1 protein-coding gene is annotated in these 1376 nt (G+C 75.7%); it reads left to right on the forward strand.

What is annotated here, in order from left to right; genetic code table 11:
• Nucleotides 1-20: 20 nt before the first annotated feature.
• Nucleotides 21-1376, forward strand: a 1356-nt coding sequence (locus ACWDCZ_RS41395; RefSeq protein ID WP_449818732.1) for an FAD-dependent monooxygenase, incomplete at its 3' end; no start/stop codon positions are given.

Below are 1376 nucleotides of genomic sequence, written 5' to 3' on the forward strand. Positions count from 1 at the left end.
TGGTGTCGCCGGGTGCGTTCATGGAGTTCGGGCGTCAGGGCGGTATGGCGTCGAGCGGTCGGTCGAAGGCGTTCTCGGAGGAGGCCGACGGGATCCACCAGGTCGTCATCGCCGGCGGCGGACCGGTCGGCCTCTGGCTCGCCTGCGAACTGCGGCTCCACGGCGTCGACGTGACCGTGCTGGAGACCCGGGCCGAGCCCGACCCGCACTCCCGCGCCCTCACCGTCCACCCGCGCAGCCTCGAACTGTTCGCCGCCCGGGGGCTGGTGGCGCCGTTCCTCGCCGAAGGCCTGCGGGTGCCCAGCGGACACTTCGCCTCGCTCACCAGCCGGATGGACTTCTCCCGGCTGGACACGCCCTACCCGTTCACCCTCGCCCTGCCGCAGGCGCGCACCGAGGAACTCATCGCCGCCCACGCCGAGGCCGTCGGCGTCCGCCTGCTGCGCGAGCACCGGGTGACCGGGCTGACCCGGAACGAGGACGCGGTGACCGTCGACGTCGACACCCCGGCCGGGCCCCGGCGGCTGCGCGCGGCCTACCTGGTCGGCTGCGACGGCAGCCGCAGCACCGTGCGCACCGCCGCCGGCATCGGCTTCCCCGGCACCGCCGCCACCCGGTGGGCCTGGATGGCCGACGTCGTCCTCGACGCGCCGCCGGCCGCGCACTCCGTCGCCAACGAGCACGGCACCGTCATGGTCTTCCCACTGCCCGACGGCCTCCACCGGGTGGTCGGCAACGACGCGCGGAGCGTCCGGGAACGGCCCGAGACCCCCACCGTCGAGGAGCTCCGCACCCGGGTCCGCCGGATCACCGGCACCGACTACGGCATGCGCGACCCGCGCTGGATCTCGACCTTCGGCAACGCCACCCGCCAGGCCGAGCGGTACCGGCACGGCCGGGTCCTGCTCGCCGGTGACGCCGCCCACACCCACTTCCCCGCCGGCGGCCCCGGCCTCAACGTCGGCCTCCAGGACGCCGGCAACCTCGGCTGGAAGCTCGCCCAGACCCTCGCCGGCACCGCCCCCGACGGCCTGCTCGACAGCTACCACGCCGAACGCCACCCGGTCGGCGCCGACCTGCTGCGCAGCACCCGCGCGCAGACCGGCCTGATGACCACCTACACCCCGGAGAACCTCGCCATGCGCGACCTGCTGGGCGAACTCATCGCCCGCGTCCCGGAGTTCTCCGACACCCTGGCCCTGCGCTCCGCCGGGCTCGCCGTCACCTACCCGCCCGCCGACCCGTCCGGCGCCCACCCGCTCACCGGCACCCGCGCCCCCGACCTCGCCGTCCACGGCGGCGGCACGCTGCTGCCCCTGCTGCGCCGCGGCCGCTACGTCCTGCTGACCTCGCCACCGCCCCCGACGCCCCGTCAC

The sequence above is a fragment of the Kitasatospora sp. NPDC001225 genome, assembly GCF_053597855.1.